This window comes from Geobacter sp. SVR (genome assembly GCF_016865365.1).
GTDB lineage: Bacteria > Desulfobacterota > Desulfuromonadia > Geobacterales > Pseudopelobacteraceae > Pelotalea.
In genome coordinates this window covers 1591884-1606502 of record NZ_AP024469.1, presented here as the reverse complement: position 1 = coordinate 1606502, position 14619 = coordinate 1591884, and the positions used below count along the sequence as shown (strand labels likewise).

At 59.1% G+C, this 14619-nt stretch carries 19 protein-coding genes; 12 read left to right on the top strand and 7 right to left on the bottom strand.

Annotated features, from left to right (window positions below; genetic code table 11):
- Positions 1 to 4: 4 nt before the first annotated feature.
- Together GSVR_RS07430 and GSVR_RS07425 are read right to left on the bottom strand one after the other, a co-directional pair.
- On the bottom strand, positions 5 to 478 hold the full coding sequence (locus GSVR_RS07430; protein WP_173197269.1) for a DUF721 domain-containing protein: 474 nt from the start codon (positions 476 to 478) through the stop codon (positions 5 to 7).
- Entirely contained in the window at positions 471 to 731 is a 261-nt protein-coding gene (locus GSVR_RS07425) for a hypothetical protein (RefSeq protein WP_173197267.1), read from the bottom strand. The genes GSVR_RS07430 and GSVR_RS07425 overlap by 8 nt, the downstream gene beginning before the upstream one ends.
- Here GSVR_RS07425 and GSVR_RS07420 point away from each other — a divergent pair.
- From GSVR_RS07420 to GSVR_RS07370, 11 genes are all read left to right on the top strand, one after another.
- A complete protein-coding gene (locus GSVR_RS07420) occupies positions 730 to 1119 on the top strand; it encodes a DUF3343 domain-containing protein (RefSeq protein ID WP_308936459.1) in 390 nt (129 codons plus the stop codon). The genes GSVR_RS07425 and GSVR_RS07420 overlap by 2 nt on opposite strands.
- Positions 1116 to 1694, top strand: a complete 579-nt coding sequence (yedF, locus tag GSVR_RS07415) for a sulfurtransferase-like selenium metabolism protein YedF (protein WP_173197265.1) — start codon at positions 1116 to 1118, stop codon at positions 1692 to 1694. Before GSVR_RS07420 ends, yedF begins: the two co-directional genes overlap by 4 nt.
- A gap of 299 nt (positions 1695 to 1993) precedes the next feature.
- Positions 1994 to 3355, top strand: a complete 1362-nt coding sequence (gene ffh / locus GSVR_RS07410) for a signal recognition particle protein (RefSeq protein ID WP_173197263.1) — start codon at positions 1994 to 1996, stop codon at positions 3353 to 3355.
- Positions 3356 to 3443: 88 nt separating this feature from the next.
- Positions 3444 to 3701, top strand: a complete 258-nt coding sequence (gene rpsP / locus GSVR_RS07405; RefSeq protein ID WP_173197261.1) for a 30S ribosomal protein S16 — start codon at positions 3444 to 3446, stop codon at positions 3699 to 3701.
- Between the two features lie 65 nt (positions 3702 to 3766).
- Positions 3767 to 3997 (top strand): KH domain-containing protein, encoded by a 231-nt coding sequence (locus tag GSVR_RS07400; protein ID WP_173197259.1) that lies wholly within the window; start codon positions 3767 to 3769, stop codon positions 3995 to 3997.
- Positions 3997 to 4518, top strand: coding sequence for a ribosome maturation factor RimM (gene rimM / locus GSVR_RS07395; protein WP_173197258.1), 522 nt, complete (start codon positions 3997 to 3999; stop codon positions 4516 to 4518). The genes GSVR_RS07400 and rimM overlap by 1 nt, the downstream gene beginning before the upstream one ends.
- Entirely contained in the window at positions 4515 to 5261 is a 747-nt protein-coding gene (gene trmD, locus GSVR_RS07390; protein WP_173197257.1) for a tRNA (guanosine(37)-N1)-methyltransferase TrmD, read from the top strand. Before rimM ends, trmD begins: the two co-directional genes overlap by 4 nt.
- Complete coding sequence (locus GSVR_RS07385; RefSeq protein ID WP_173197255.1) at positions 5242 to 5817, top strand: RNA methyltransferase; 576 nt, start codon at positions 5242 to 5244, stop codon at positions 5815 to 5817. The genes trmD and GSVR_RS07385 overlap by 20 nt, the downstream gene beginning before the upstream one ends.
- A 42-nt stretch (positions 5818 to 5859) precedes the next feature.
- Entirely contained in the window at positions 5860 to 6216 is a 357-nt protein-coding gene (rplS, locus tag GSVR_RS07380) for a 50S ribosomal protein L19 (RefSeq protein WP_173197253.1), read from the top strand.
- A gap of 61 nt (positions 6217 to 6277) precedes the next feature.
- Positions 6278 to 6928, top strand: a complete 651-nt coding sequence (locus GSVR_RS07375) for a ribonuclease HII (RefSeq protein WP_173197251.1) — start codon at positions 6278 to 6280, stop codon at positions 6926 to 6928.
- Positions 6913 to 8070: a metallophosphoesterase gene (locus GSVR_RS07370; RefSeq protein ID WP_173197249.1), complete on the top strand. Its 1158-nt coding sequence runs from the start codon at positions 6913 to 6915 to the stop codon at positions 8068 to 8070. Before GSVR_RS07375 ends, GSVR_RS07370 begins: the two co-directional genes overlap by 16 nt.
- Positions 8071 to 8114: 44 nt before the next feature.
- On the opposite strand, the gene mltG is transcribed toward GSVR_RS07370, so the two are convergent.
- On the bottom strand, positions 8115 to 9113 hold the full coding sequence (mltG, locus tag GSVR_RS07365; protein WP_173197247.1) for an endolytic transglycosylase MltG: 999 nt from the start codon (positions 9111 to 9113) through the stop codon (positions 8115 to 8117).
- 138 nt (positions 9114 to 9251) lie between these two features.
- Between mltG and nudC the strand changes: the two genes are divergently transcribed.
- Positions 9252 to 10109: an NAD(+) diphosphatase gene (gene nudC, locus GSVR_RS07360; protein WP_173197245.1), complete on the top strand. Its 858-nt coding sequence runs from the start codon at positions 9252 to 9254 to the stop codon at positions 10107 to 10109.
- A gap of 108 nt (positions 10110 to 10217) precedes the next feature.
- Here the strand turns inward: nudC and GSVR_RS07355 are convergent, their stop codons facing one another.
- From GSVR_RS07355 to feoB, 4 genes are all read right to left on the bottom strand, one after another.
- Entirely contained in the window at positions 10218 to 11414 is a 1197-nt protein-coding gene (locus GSVR_RS07355; RefSeq protein ID WP_173197243.1) for a cofactor-independent phosphoglycerate mutase, read from the bottom strand.
- A gap of 83 nt (positions 11415 to 11497) precedes the next feature.
- Entirely contained in the window at positions 11498 to 12142 is a 645-nt protein-coding gene (locus tag GSVR_RS07350) for a metal-dependent transcriptional regulator (protein WP_173197241.1), read from the bottom strand.
- Position 12143: 1 nt separating this feature from the next.
- On the bottom strand, positions 12144 to 12317 hold the full coding sequence (locus tag GSVR_RS07345) for a hypothetical protein (RefSeq protein ID WP_173197239.1): 174 nt from the start codon (positions 12315 to 12317) through the stop codon (positions 12144 to 12146).
- A 174-nt stretch (positions 12318 to 12491) separates the two neighbouring features.
- Entirely contained in the window at positions 12492 to 14480 is a 1989-nt protein-coding gene (gene feoB, locus GSVR_RS07340; protein WP_173197237.1) for a ferrous iron transport protein B, read from the bottom strand.
- Between the last annotated feature and the right edge of the window lie 139 nt (positions 14481 to 14619).

The window sequence follows — 14619 nt, the reverse complement described above, 5'->3', positions numbered from 1 at the left end:
TCGTTCACCGCTTCAGTTCGAGACTGGACTTCATCAACTCGGCAAAGGCACGCCGGGTTTCGGCATCGGAAATTGTGGCAGCCTGTTCTTCAATCATCTGCAACTGATGCTCGGTCAGTTTATTCTTCAGCGGTGCGGATTCTTCGGCGGAGACGACCGGTTGAGCCACCTTTCCTGACCGGAGGAGGATATCCCTGACAACCTCTCCCCCCAGCCTGGCGTTCAGTTTCTGCTTTATCATCTCCTTCAGGAAAGAGAGCTCCTGCATCCAGGGACCGCTGGAAACAGCGACGGTGAGGGCACCATCGATGATGCGCAAAGGTTGTGCGCGGGAAGCGACCGCCGGGCCGACCACTTCAGGCCAGATCCGCCAGATGGCAGCTTCACGCAGGCGTCCGGCAATTCCCAGCTCCTTCAGGCCATCCTCTAGAAGGTCCGACAAAAGCCGGGGATGGCGCATTCGAGATCGCTTAGCCATGTCGGCTCTTCCGGCGGCTGATGATGCCCCCCACGACCTGTCCGGCCACCGCTCCTCCCAGTGTCAAAGGAATCACATGCCAGTTGAGCCCGGCCTTGATGCGCAAGAATACGATGAGCGGAATGGGAATATGGATCAGCAGAAACCACATGAAAGAATACTTCCTGTAGTTCCCGCGCAGATAACCGCACGGGACGCTGATCAGAAACGCCAGGGTGAGCAGTCCGGCGATCGTCGGGATTGGTGCTTGCATGGAGCCACTCCTTTCAGGCATAGTAGAAACAAGCGTCTGGTTTGTCAATCCGCTTATGGCGCGCCTGGAGACCGATGCCATGGAGAATCGACTGATGGTGAAAGAAGGAAATTTGCTGGCGGTATTCAATTCGGCCCACCGCGTGATGAAGGCCGAGTCGCTCCTCAAGGAGCACCGTCTGCCGATGCTGCTTATGCCGGCCCCCCGCCAGCTTCAGACCGACTGCGGGCTTGCCATCCGGTTCGAAGAGGAACACAGGGAGTCGATCATGCACGACCTGGAGCGTGAACAGCTCCTGCCGGAATTCGTTGCCCGGTATCAATCGACGGAATACGTCGTCATCTGGAATGCGAAGGACACTTCTTCGAAGGAGACTACCGAAATATGAATGTCATCGACTGCAGGGGCATGTCCTGCCCCGCGCCGGTAATCGCCGTCAAAAGGGCCCTGGAGGAGCAGCCCGAGCTGCAGGTGTTGCTGGACGACGGCGCACCATTTGAAAATGTAACACGTTTTGCCCGCAATCGCGGGTTCAAAGTTTCCGAACGGCGCCTGGAAGATGGCTGGGCAGTCGATTTGACGGCAGGCGACTCCGCTGTGCCGCAGGGGGAAAAAGCAGGCATGCAGGAGGATCTGGTGCTGCTGATCACCTCCGACCGCCTGGGAGACGGGCCGGAAGACCTGGGAAGACTGCTGATGAAGAATTTCATTCACACCCTGCTGGAAACCCGGTCCTGCCCCACCCGCATCTTTTTCATGAACACCGGCGTGTTGCTCAGCACCGAAGGGTCGGATGTGTTCGAAGCCTTGGAAAAACTGCGGGGAATGGGAGTGGAGGTTCTTTCCTGCGGCCTCTGTCTCGATTACTTCGGACTGAAGGAAAAACCGCGCGTCGGAGAGACCACCAACATGCTCACCACGGCCGAGAATCTGCTGACGGCCGGCCGGGTTGTAAAACTTTGACAACGAATTCACTGGGCCGTAAAACGCTCATCCCCCTTATCCCTTCCGCACGGAATGCCCGCGAATATCGGGATACGCAGAGAGCCGGAAACAGGGTGGCGAAGTAATCGGCATGCGCCGGCTTGTGCCGGCGCTGCCCGCTCAATGGCCCTCCAGCCCTGGTTTCGGCCCCCAACTCATCGATCGCTGTCGCGTCCCAGCGGAACTCCCGAAAAATAAATATTTCTTGACAGTTTTCAATTGTCTACTTTATAGTTATCCTCTTTATAATTATTAGTCCATCGAGTGGCGTACCAACGATGTTTGATAGCCTGTCTGAAAAACTGGAATCTGCTTTTAAAAAACTCCGCGGCCAAGGGGTAATGACCGAGGAGAATATCAAGGAAGGGCTGCGTGAAGTGCGCTTGGCACTCCTTGAGGCAGATGTCAATTTCAAGGTGGTCAAGGATTTCATTGAGGCGGTCCGGACCAAGGCGGTCGGCACCGAGGTGCTGCAGAGTCTGTCCCCCGGCCAGCAGGTCGTCAGGATCGTCCATGACGAGCTGATTGCCGTGATGGGCGGACACGAGGACAACAGCCTCAATCTGGCGGCAAAGCCGCCGGTCGCCATCATGATGGTCGGCCTGCAGGGGGCCGGAAAAACCACCACCTGCGGCAAGCTCGGCCGACACATCAAAGGGCTGAAGCGGCGTCCCCTGCTGGTGCCGGCGGACGTATACCGTCCCGCTGCCATAGAGCAGCTCAAAACTGTCGGCAGACAGCTCAGCCTCGAAGTATTCGACTCTTCGGCCGACCAGAAGCCGCTCGACATCTGTACCGCTGCCATGCGGTTCGCCGAACTGAACGGCTACGACACCGTCATCCTTGATACTGCCGGTCGTCATCAGATCGACGATTTTCTGATGAACGAACTGGCCGAGATCCAGGGCGCGGTTCAGCCGTTGGAAATCCTGTTCGTGGCGGATGCCATGACCGGGCAGGAAGCGGTCAACGTTGCCAGCGGCTTCAACGATCGCCTCGGCATCACCGGCGTGGTTCTCTCCAAACTTGACGGCGACGCCAAAGGGGGCGCAGCCCTCTCGATCAAGGCCGTTACCGGCAAGCCGGTCAAATTTGTGGGTCTGGGCGAAAAGCTGGACGCGCTGGAGATCTTCCACGCCGACCGGCTTGTCTCGCGCATTCTGGGAATGGGTGACGTACTCTCCCTGGTGGAAAAGGCCCAGTCGGTCTTTGACGAGAAGGAAGCTGCCCGTCTTCAGCAGAAGCTCAAGAAGAACCAGTTCGACCTGGAAGATTTCCTCGCCCAGCTCCAGCAGATCAAGAAGATGGGATCGATTGAGTCGATTCTGGGCATGATCCCGGGCATGGGCAAGATGATGAAGCAGATGCAGGGGGCCCAGCCGAGCGAGAAGGAGCTGAAGCGGATCGAGGCCATTATCCGTTCGATGACGCCGGGCGAGCGGGCCAATCATCACATTATCAACGGCAGCCGCCGTCTGCGCATAGCCAAGGGAAGTGGTACAACGGTTCAGGAGATCAACCAGCTCCTCAAGCGCTTTACCGAGGCCCAGAAGGTCATGAAGCAATTGCAGAAACTCGGCCCCAAAGGCCTGCTCAAAGGAATGGGCGGACTGGGCAAGGGTATGCTGCCCTTTGGATAGATTCGATGCATGAACGGCAGTTCTACGCTGCCCGGGTACATAGCAGCTCACAACTTTAAAAAAAAGAATCAACTCAGGAGGATAAACCATGGCAACAAAGATCAGGCTTGCACGCGCAGGCGCAAAAAAGAGACCCTTCTACCAGGTGGTAGTCGCCGACGAGCGTAGCCGCAGGGATGGACGTTTCATCGAAAACATGGGCACCTATGATCCCACCAAGAATCCCGCTGTTTTCAAACTGAACGAAGAAAAAATCCTGTCCTGGCTCGGCAAGGGCGCGCAGCCGACCGACACTGTCCGTCAGCTTCTCAAAAAAGCCGGCATTTTGGACAAGGCGGCAGCCTGACGAAAAAGCGTATCCGTCATCCACCTCCGGTACTCCGGATATTCTAATCAGCAGAGGAAACCGACATGAAAGCACTTGTTGAAACCATTGCCAAGTCACTCGTCGATGATCCCGCACAGGTCCAAGCTGCAGAAGAGATGGAAGAGGATACGCTGGTCATAAAATTGACCGTGGCAAAAGAAGACATGGGACGCATCATCGGCAAGGAAGGACGTACGGCCAAGGCTATCCGTACCATCCTCAATGCGGTTTCCACCAAGGACAACAAAAAAGCCATCCTCAAGATCGTGGAATAATGCCTGCTCCTGACACGCTGGTCCCCGTGGGGAAAATTATCGGAACCCACGGTATCAGGGGGCTGCTCAAGGTTTTTTCTTTTTCCGGTAACATGGAAAGCCTTAACGCAGCCGGCACGATAACGCTGAAGTCGTCGGATGGTTCGTTGCAGAAGCACGCTGTTGCAAGTCTGGTTGCCCATGGCGGAAAGTTCCTGATCGGACTGAAGGGATTCGAGAACATCAACCAGGTTCTCCATCTGGTAGGGAGTGAAATCTGCCTCCTGCGGAGCCAGTTGCCTGAAACGGAAGAGGACGAGTATTACTGGTGCGACCTGATCGGCCTTTCCGTCGCCACGGTGGATGGAATCGAACTCGGCACCATCAGTGACATTTTCGAGTCGGGCGCCAGCGACATATATGTGGTCACCGGCAAGGATCGGGAATATCTGATACCTGCCATCGCCGACGTTATCAGCAGCGTCGACCTGGCCGACGGCAGAATGCTGATCACCCCACTGGAAGGCCTGCTGGACCTATGAAGTTCGATATACTGACGCTTTTCCCCGAGATGTTCGTCGGACCTTTCGACGCGAGCATCATCAAGCGGGGCAGAGACAAGCAGCTCATTGACATAGCACTGCACAACATCCGTGACTATGCCACGGACAAGCACCAGGTCACCGACGACACTCCCTACGGCGGCGGCGCCGGAATGGTGATGAAGGTCGAGCCGATGGCTGCCTGCATCGAAGCGGTCAAGACGCTGCAGCCCGCTTCCCGGGTAGTCATGACCTCCCCCCAGGGACGGCGCCTCACTCATGCGGTCGCATCGGAACTGGCGGTCCTGCCGGGCCTGATCATCATCTGCGGCCGGTATGAGGGGATCGACGAAAGGATACGCGAGCTGTACATCGAGGAGGATATCTCGCTCGGTGATTTCGTTCTGTCCGGGGGGGAAATTGCTGCCATGACCATCGTGGATGCGGTCACCAGACTGATCCCCGGGGTACTCGGCAGCGAAGAATCGGCACTGACCGACTCCTTTTGCGACGGATTGCTGGAGTATCCCCAGTATACCCGTCCGACCGATTTTCGCGGGCTCAAGGTGCCGGAGATTCTGCTTTCCGGTAATCATGCGCTGATCAGGAAGTGGCGGCGGCGCGAATCTCTGCGCAGGACGCGAGCCTTGCGCCCCGACCTGCTGGCAGGCTTTGAACTGAACAAGGAAGACCGGAAGCTGCTGGCCGAACTGGAGAGGGAAGATGACACCACCTTCGGTTAATCTGGCCATCGCGCTTCTGCACTACCCGGTCTACAACAAGCATGGCGAGACCGTGACGACCGCGCTGACGAACCTCGATCTGCATGACATCGCCCGCGCATCGAAAACGTTCGGCCTGGACCGCTTCTATATCGTGACACCCTCCGCCGATCAGCGTACCTTGGCCCAGCGCATCGCCGGGCACTGGCAGGAGGGTTGGGGCGCCGACTATAACAAGGACCGCAAGGCAGCGCTCGATATCGTCAGAATCTGCGATAAGCTCAAGACAGCCGTTGCAGAATTCCAAAGCGGCTTTTCGGCACCGGTCAGAACGATAATCACCGGTGCAACGCAACGCTCCGGCAGCATCGGTTTCGACCAGTTGCGCCAGATGCTGCAGACTGACCTCGGGCAGCCCTACCTGCTGCTCCTCGGCACCGGCTGGGGTCTCACGGAAGAGTGCTTTGCGTCAGCGGACCACATCCTGGCACCCATTGCCGGGGCAGGCACATATAATCACCTCTCGGTGCGTTCGGCAGCTGCCATCATGCTCGACCGTCTGAGGGGAACGCGGTAGATTCATTCGATCAGCAATAGAGACATAGAGGAGGAAGTACCAATGAACACCATCGATTTTCTTGAATTCGAGCAGATGAAGAAGAACATCCCGGCTTTTAAAGTAGGGGATACCGTCAAGGTGCAGGTGGCCATCGTCGAAGGGGACAAGCGTCGCCTCCAGGCGTATCAGGGTGTGGTGATCGCCCGTCAGAACGGGGGCATCCGCGAGTCGTTCACGGTTCGCAAGATCTCCAACGGCATCGGCGTGGAGAGGGTCTTCCCGATTCACTCACCCTCCATCGAAGCCGTCGAAGTCGTCACCCGCGGTCATGTCCGCCGCGCCAAGCTGTACTACCTGCGCAAGCTGCGCGGCAAGGCAGCCAGGATCCGCGAAAAGAAATACGTGGCCGGTGCGTAACAGTTGAATCACGCCGAAAGGCCCCGCATATGCGGGGCCTTTCGCATTTAGGGGACCAGCAATGACACAGCCTGAACTGTTCGCCTCGCCCCCCTTTGATATCCTGACCTTCGAACAGCAGGCCCAACGCCGTGGATACAGGGCGATTGCCGGTATCGACGAGGCCGGCCGCGGCCCCTTGGCCGGCCCTGTGGTAGCGGCTGCCGTCATCCTGCCGGAGGGACTGCGCCTGGCCGAGGTTGACGACTCCAAAAAGCTGACCCCTGAGACACGGGAACGCCTGTTCGACCTGGTCATGGAGCAGGCCTCGGCGGTCGGCATCGGCATCGTCGGGCCCGAGGTGATCGACCGGATCAATATCCTGCAGGCCACACGGCAGGCCATGCTGGAGGCGGTCACGCAGCTTTCCCCCATTCCCGATTTCCTGCTGATCGACGGCATCAGCACCATTGAAGCCCCCATCCCCCAGAAGACCGTCAAAAAGGGGGATTCCCTCAGCCTTTCGATCGCCGCCGCCTCGATCATTGCCAAGGTTACCCGCGACCGCCTGATGTGCGAACTGGATCTGCACTATCCGGGATACGGATTTTCCGCACACAAGGGCTATGGCTGCGCCTCTCATCTGGAGGCCATCCGGCAACTGGGGCCCTGTATTGTCCACCGCCTGACCTTCGGTGGTGTCCGCGAGCATGTGCCATGTCCCTCTTCCTGATCTCTTTTTTGGGCCTTTACGGCGGCCTGCACGCCTACATCCTGATCAGCCTGCGTACTGCCTTCCGGCTGTCGCAGGGGGTAACCGTCCTTCTGGCCGGACTGATGCTCCTGATGGTCGCAGCCCCGATACTGGTCAGGCTGGCCGAGCATCACGGCCATGACCGCCTGGCCACGACTTTGGCCTGGCCCGCCTATCTCTGGATGGGCGTCCTGTTCCTGTTGGGTGCGGCCCTGCTGACCCTGGACATCCTTCGCCTCACCGCATCCGGATTCACCAGCCTCTTCAACCTCCCCTTCCCTGTTCTGCTTTCTCCCCGCTGCACCTGCGAAATTGCGCTGCTGACCGCTATCAGCGCCACGATCTACGGGTTCTTCGAAGCGCGGGCAATCCGCACGGAGTATCTCTCCGTCCCCTCTGCCAAGATCCCGGCCGGTGTAAACCGGATCAGAATCGTGCAGATATCCGATGTTCACCTGGGGCTGATCACACGCGAAGCACGACTGGAGCGCATTCTGGCTGCGGTCAGGGCTGCCGGACCGGACATCCTGGTATCCACCGGCGACCTGGTGGATGGCAGACTTTCTCTCAGAGAGGGGGACACCGCCGACAGCAGAATGGAGCGTATGCTGGCAGATATAAAGGCGCCACGCGGAAAATTCGCTGTGTCCGGCAACCATGAATTTTATGCCGGACCCGAGCATGCGCTGGCGTTCACCCGTTCAGCGGGATTCAGGTTGCTGCAGGGGGGATCATATGCGGTCGCACCGTACCTCTCAATAACCGGGGTCGACGATCCTGCCGGCCCCGCGGGCAAGGAAGCGTTGGCTGCTTCTGAACAGGGACTATTGCGGCAGACGCCTCCCCATTCTTTCAAGATCCTGCTCAAGCACCGTCCGCTGGTGCATCCTGCCAGCGACGGTTTGTTCGACCTTCAGCTTTCGGGACACACCCACCAGGGACAGATATTTCCTTTCAACCTGCTGGTACGGCTCCACTACCCCCAGACGAGCGGCACGGCGAGAACCAAAGCCGGCTCTCTGCTGCACGTCAGCCGGGGCAGCGGCACCTGGGGTCCTCCCATACGCTTCCTGGCCCCGCCGGAGGTTACTGTCATCGATCTCGTGCCGGCAGGAAAATAAGGCCAACCCGCGGAATCCAAACACGGATAAGGTTTATGTATGGATCAACGCCTGAGGTAGTGATTGACAGCGCGGTTGTGTTCTTCGAGAGTGCGGGAAAACTGGTGGGTTCCGTTCTGTCGGGCGACAAAGTAGAGATAGGGGGTATCCGCGGGCTGCAATGCGGCCTGAAGGGCATCGGCGCCGGGGTTGCCGATGGGACCGGGGGGCAAGCCCCGATTGAGATAGGTGTTGTACTCTGACTGACGGCCGATGTCTTTTTTGGTGACTTTCCCGGCAAAGGCCCGCACACCGTAGACCGAAGTCGGGTCGCTCTGCAGCGGCATGCCGAGACGCAGTCGGTTGTGGAATACGGAAGATATCAGCGGCTTCTCCTCGGGGCTGACCGCTTCCTTCTCGATCAGCGAGGCCAGGGTGACGAGCTTGTGCAGCGTCAGGCCGGATCGTCCGGTAAGATCGAGACTGCCGGCCATCTTGTTGAAGTGCGCCACCATCTGGCTGATCAGCTGCTCCTCGGTGCCGTTCAGCGACAGATTGTAGGTCGCAGGAAAAAGATAACCCTCGACGCTGGAACCCGGAACACCCAATCGCGCCAGAAGAGCGCTGTCGCGGCACTTCTCCAGGAAGACATCTTTTTTGAAAATACCCTGCTGTTCCAGCAGCTCCGCTGCCTGATAGATCGAGTAGCCTTCCGGCAGCGCAAAACGCCTGAAATCCACCTCACCCGCAGCAACCTTGCGCAGAATCTCAGCCGTGCTCATACCGTCGTTGAAGCGATAGTCACCTGCCTTGAGCCGCTGGGCCTGCCCCCTCAGCCGGCTGACCAGGACAAAGTGCCAGGTGCTGCGGATGATGCCGCCCGATTTCAAGTCCGCAGCCAGTTTGCGAATACCGCTGCCCGCGGGAAATGAAACGTCGCGAGTTACGGCGCCCTTCCCGGCCGGCACCAGCAGGCAGTAAAGGTACCAGACCAGTAGAATCGAGAGACAGACGCGAACGAGAAGTGTCGTGAGGATTTTAGGTGTGGGTTTCAGAGCAGGCATCGGGAGCATTATCCCGGTTTTTATCCGTACAGTCAAGCACAGGAGCTGGTCCGCAAGGGTTGACAGCCCTGACCGAAGTTGCTAGACAAGGAGATACACATTTCGAGCCGGCATTTCAGCCGGGCGCACGAGGCCCCCATGCCCTATCCCGAACAGATCAATCTTCCTTTCAATTATTCCTCCATCAGGAGTGAATTCCAGCCATGCACGCCATTGCCGCAGCAACCGCGCGAACCGGGCTACTGGGCGATCATCCGGGGTGGCGGCATCATCGTACAGGAACAACCGGGAGGAGCACCGAGCCTGCCCGAAGGGGAACTGCCCTCCTGGCTGGAATCGGATCAGGCGCCGCTGTACATCGGATTGTGGCGGGGTAAACCGCTGCGGGGCTTTACCGTCAGCAGCAGCCTCGAACTGCAGGCCCCTCTCACTGCCGAAGCATTCAACGCCAGCGAAAACCGGCTCGATATAAGCACCCTGACCATCTCCGGACTTGCCAAACAGATCCTGCACTGGGAAAGTAATGGCCGGCACTGTTCCCGCTGCGGAGCTGAGACCGACAACATTTCCGGCACCTGGGGCAGACGCTGCCGCGAGTGCGGCGCAGAGCACTACCCTCACATCCACCCCTGCGCCATCGTCCTGGTAAAACGGGGCAACCAGGTGCTGCTGACCCGCAAGGCCGAGTGGCCCGCCGGACGCTACAGCCTGGTGGCGGGATTCCTCGACTTCGGGGAATCGCTCGAGGAATGCGCCCTGCGCGAGATCCGCGAGGAAACCGGCATTATCGCCGAGAACATCCGCTATGTCGGCAGTCAGAACTGGCCCTTCCCGGCCCAGCTCATGGCCGGGTTCGTGGCCGATTATGCCGGCGGCGATATCCAGGTGGACAAAAACGAGCTGGAGGATGCCCGCTGGTTTCCGGTTGACGCCCTGCCGATCCTGCCCCCCAGCCGGAGCATCGCACGCTGGATCATCGATACATTCGCACGCTGACATCCCTTATAGGGCAGGGCGGCGTCCAAACTTCCGCTGCTGCAAACGCAAAGAGGGCACCCGTTACGGTGCCCTTTCTTGTGTTTCCACGCCTGAAACCGGCAATGGCTAATTCTTCAGCAGCATCTCCATCAGCGTGTGCCCCTCCACCGCCAGTCCGGTAGCGTGGGCCTGTTGCTCGTCGTAGGAAGCTGCACCGTTGCCCGCACCGCTGCCGCCGCGGTAGATGACGAAAGGCACCGCTTCGGCGGTGTGAGTCATCAGGCGTACCGGCGTCGGATGGTCCGGCGTGCAGAGAATGGCATAGTCACCGAAGCGCTTGATGCCTTCCAGTACCGTGCCGACCACCTGCCGGTCGAAATCCTCGATGGCCTGCAGCTTATGGTCCATTCTGCCGGAATGGGACGCTTCGTCCGGTGCCTCCACATGCACGTAGACGAAGTCGTGCGTTTCGAGCGCAGCCAGGGCAGCCTGGGCCTTGCCCAGGTAGTTGGTATCGATGTAGCCGGTGGCTCCCACGACCGCGATGCTGTCCAGGCCGGCGCAGAGGCCGATGCCCTTGATCAGGTCAACCGCTGAAATGACGGCGCCCTTGAGCCCGAATTTCTCCTGATAGCTGTCGATGCGGGGCGTTTTGCCGTGCCCCCACAGCCAGACCGAGTTGGCCGGCAGCTTATGTGCGTCCTTGCGCTGTTTGTTGAGGGGGTGACCATGCAACACCATCTGGGCATGGTTCATGATCTCGTTCAGCCGTTCGGCACCCTCCCCGCTGGGAAGATATTCCAGCACCGACTTACCGGTGATGTCGTGGGGAGGTGTGGATTTCATACCGTCCTTGCCCCCACGCCAGACCATCAAATGGCGGTAGCCGACCCCGGCGTGGAATTCGATCTCCTTGCTGCCGATCTCTTTCTGAAGCGTCTCCACCAGTTCACGCCCTTCGGCGGTGGAGATATGGCCGGCGGAGAAATCCTCCATGTAGAGTTTGGTGCCGTGGGGCTTGAGCGTCACCAGGTTCATGCGGAAGGCGACGTCCTCGGGACCGAGCTCGACCCCCATGCTGACAGCCTCCAGCGGCGAGCGGCCGGTATAGCAGCTGCGCGGGTCGTAACCGAAGACCGAAAGATTGGCAACGTCACTGCCGGGAGGCAGTCCGGCGGGAACCGTGCTGGCCAGTCCCACCTGGCCATGGCGAGCCATGAAATCCATATTTGGTGTCTGGGCCGCCTGAAGCGGCGACTTGTTGCCCAGTTGTTCGTATGTCTCGTCCGACATGCCGTCGCCGAGAAGAATGATAACCTTCATAGAAGCCTTTCTGAATTGGAAGCGGTGCGGTTATATTAAGTTCCCGGTCAGCCGCTTGTCAACCTTCCCGGCTCGCCAGGGCCCTATTTCCTGACGAAAATCTCCTTGGCGAGATTCGTATCAATGGCAAATTCCGAAAAGCCCACCCTGAAGATGTAGGAGGGGAATGACTGCACCAGGGCGATCTTGTTGCCTGGCAGCACCCCCATGGCCATCAGTTTCTGCATCTTCTTGTTGTCCTCGGTCTGGATGTAGGCGATCTCCCCCTCCTGGCCCGCCTTGAACTCGGTCAGTGGCACGACCCCCAGATCCCCCTGGGCGCGGGCTGCGGCGCAGCATTCACCGGGAGGAATCGGTTTGCCGTGGGGACAGGTGACGGGATGATTGAGCATGGTGCAGACCTTGGTGTCCACCCCTTCGTTGAGCAGGTGCTCGAACTGACAGGCCTTGTAATCGCCGTCCTCGCCGCGGATATTGAGCACGTCCATCATCAGGCGTTCAGCCAGGCGGTGGCGCCGGATGGTCATGCGCCCCTCCTCCTTCCCTTCCGGTCGGAAGTAGACCATGCCCTGGCGGATCTCCACCAGGGTATGACCGGTCAGTTCGGCGTATGCCGGATCCTGTATCGCGATGCCCGACTTCTCCGGGTCCAGAAACGCTGCCCCCTCTTCCTCCACTGCGATCCACAGCGCTTCCAGGATCTCTTCCGCCTTGTCGGACAGCTTCATGTCAATCTCCTTTGCGTTTCAATATGCCTTTGAGTGTGCCGATGAATTTCGGTTCCGCCGGATTTTTGTAGTTGCAGCGCGGGCAGTGGACAGAATGGCACCCGCCGCCGCAGCCGCCGCAGCCGCGTTTGCCTTCGCTCTCATCGAACTCGTACCCGCAAAAACCGCATATCATCGTATGCCACCATACCGGGGAATATGCATGCGCCCCTGTTGAATCGTTATTAAACCATAAAAACTGTCTTAGCCACAGAGAACACAGAGGACACAGGAAAAGACCTTCATAATTTCTCTGTGTCCTCTGTGGCAAAAAGCTTTCAGGCGAATGCTCCGGGGATTCCCCCTTGCCCTACGTGAGAATTCCGGTTGCCAGCAGCAACTGGTTCAGGGCGTAGCCGCTGCCGAACGCCAGGAAGCTGACGAACAGGCCGATGACGGAGGCCACCTTCCAGCCGCGCTCCTTCTTCATGATCAGGAATTGGGCCACGCAGGGAATGAAGATCGTCAGGGTCACGGCCGCCACTGTCAGCTGGCGGGCACTCATCAACCCCTTGGTCTGCAGGTCATAGAGCCCGGCAGCACCGTAATCGCGGCGGAAAAAACCGAAGATAAAGGCAACCGCAGCCTCCTTGGGCAGACCAATGGCCCCCATGACCGGCGTCATGGCCTCCACCATCTTTTCGAAGAAGTGGGTGATCTTGCCCAGCCAGAGCAGCACTGACGCCAGGATGAAGAGCGGCAGGATCTCCAGGAAATACCACTGCATACGGGTATAGGTCTTGGTCAGCACGTTGCTGAACTGCGGCAGCCGCATGGGAGGCAGTTCCATGTAGAACATGGGGGCATCGCCCGGCAGAAGCCTGGCCGACAGCAGACCGACCGCGATGAACAGCAGCAGTATGCTCGCACCCCAGACAGCCAAGGCGCCGGGGGTCTTGGAGAGCAGCGCCATGATGACGCCGATCTGGGCCGAACAGGGGATGGCCAGGGCCAGCAGCAGAGTCGCAATGATCCGTTCACGCACCGTCTCCAGGGTACGGGTCACCATGGTGGCCATGGTATCGCAGCCCAGGCCGAGCACGATCGGGATCACCGCCCGCCCGCTCATGCCGAACCGTTTGAAGATGCGATCCACCAGGAGCGCCAGGCGCGGAAAATAGCCGGTATCTTCCAGAAACGAGAAAAAGACGAAGAAGGTGGCCACGATCGGCAGAATGATGCCGACGGCATAGCGGATCCCCAGAGTGATGATGCCGTACTCCCCCACGAACAGCTCCTGGATGATCTCCCAGGGGATGAGCCCCTTCACGACACTGGTGACCCAGGGGTTGAACAGCTCTTCAAACAGCTTGCCTTCCAGCAGATCGACGAGAGTACCGGCGCCGAACTCACCGACGAACTTGTAAAGGCCGAAATAGACCACGATCAACAACAGCGGTACGCCGGTCAGGGGCTGCACCGCAAGACGGGCAAGGCGGTCGGGCCAGGTCACCACCCGCTTGTCGGGTATGATGAAGGCATCGCGGACCACCTTCTTGACGATCTCCTTGCGCTCTAGCGACAGGTCGAGGTGAAACGATTCACGGCGCTCAAAGGCGATTTCGCGCACCTTTTCTGCCAGCACTGCATACCGTTCCCCCTCACGCTGGCGCACCATTCCGATGATCTCCTCGTCCTGCTGCAGGAGAAGCAGCGCCAGGGAACGGCGGGAAAGGATGTAGTCCCCCTCCATGAGAGCGGCTACCTCCCTGATGTCATGCTCCAGCAGGCGACTGTAGGGAAACCGCCCCTCTGCGCCATCAGTGCGGCAGTAGCCGGCAATGGCGCTGCGGATCTCGTCCATGCCACGCTTATGCGCCGTGGCAGCCCCGATCACCGGAATTCCCAGACGCTCGCGCAGCAGGGCCAGGTCGATCTTGAGCCCCATGCGCTCGGCCTCGTCCATGATATTGACTACCAGGATCACCGGCAATTCGGCTTCGATCAGCTGGATCGTCATGGCCAGCATCCGCTCCAGGTTGCGTGCGTCCAGTACATGCAGCACCACGTCGGGGGTCTCGTGCAGCAGGATCTCCCGGGCAACCCGCTCCTCTTCGGTGATGGTGTGAATCGAATACATGCCGGGAGTGTCGATGACCTGCCATTCCTGCCCCTCGATGGCAGCCGTGCCCCGCGATACCTCCACCGAGGTCCCCGGATAGTTGGACACCGTGACATAAGCTCCAGTCAGGGCGTTGAAGAGAACGCTCTTGCCCACATTGGGATTGCCGACCAGCGCAACCCGTCTGACGGCATGGCCGCTCTTCACTTCAGATTGCTTGCCACAGCATGTTGCCATATACACCGCTCCCTTTTCTGCCTTTGGAATCCATATTCATCCGGTCGCCAAAAAGGCTCCGGGCCGCATCACAAGCTGAGCTTGAATGCCCGAAGCCTTCGCCGGTTCGTTTCAGTGTAAGTATCGTGTGGATCGGTTT